The sequence below is a fragment of the Oceanobacillus indicireducens genome (assembly GCF_014647195.1).
Lineage (GTDB): Bacteria > Bacillota > Bacilli > Bacillales > Amphibacillaceae > Oceanobacillus > Oceanobacillus indicireducens.
In genome coordinates this window covers 1-574 of sequence record NZ_BMOS01000088.1, presented here as the reverse complement: position 1 = coordinate 574, position 574 = coordinate 1, and the positions used below count along the sequence as shown (strand labels likewise).

Annotated in this window: 1 protein-coding gene and 1 pseudogene; one reads left to right on the top strand and one right to left on the bottom strand. The window is 35.5% G+C overall.

All coding sequences use genetic code 11. The features are described 5' to 3' along the window. Window positions 1-346 (top strand): SDR family NAD(P)-dependent oxidoreductase (locus IEX94_RS20065; RefSeq protein WP_268239611.1); only part of this gene is annotated, 346 nt, incomplete at its 5' end. Here the strand turns inward: IEX94_RS20065 and IEX94_RS19955 are convergent. Then, window positions 343-574: pseudogene (locus IEX94_RS19955) on the bottom strand (nucleotidyltransferase); the annotation flags it as partial. The gene IEX94_RS20065 and the pseudogene IEX94_RS19955 sit on opposite strands and share 4 nt — an antisense overlap.

Genomic DNA, 574 nt, shown 5'->3' with positions numbered 1-574 from the left:
TGCGGATCAAGAAAATATTTTAGTTGTCCAAGCTGATGTTACAAACGAAGAAGATGTGAAGAATTATATAAAACAGACTGTGGATGAATTTGGAAAGATTGATGTTTTCTTCAATAATGCAGGTATCAATGGACCATTCAAGGAATTTAAGGATTTGGATAAAAAACAGAGTATTCCACTAGACAGATTTGGAGCACCAAAAGAAGTTGCACAAGTCCCTTCAACAAGCCAAATGAAAAGTGTTGCACCGCAAATGATAATTTCCAAAAAGTGGATTTGCAATACTTTCAAACCGTTTTGTTCAGCTTTGCGAATACCAAAAATATCACCGTTATTTATAATCTAGATATAACTACTGACAACCATTAAACCCGACGTCAAAAACGCAATAGTCGGTAGAGAAATTACATATCTAGGGTTGCCACCGACCTCTAAGTTCATTGGAATATCTTGTTGCTTACTTAATAAAAAGCTCACGTTCACAAGACTGAATAGAATCAGTGAAATGGTAAATGGATGTCGCCGATAGTCGACAAAATCGAGAAATTTTTTGGATTTCCCTGTAAAATCGAGG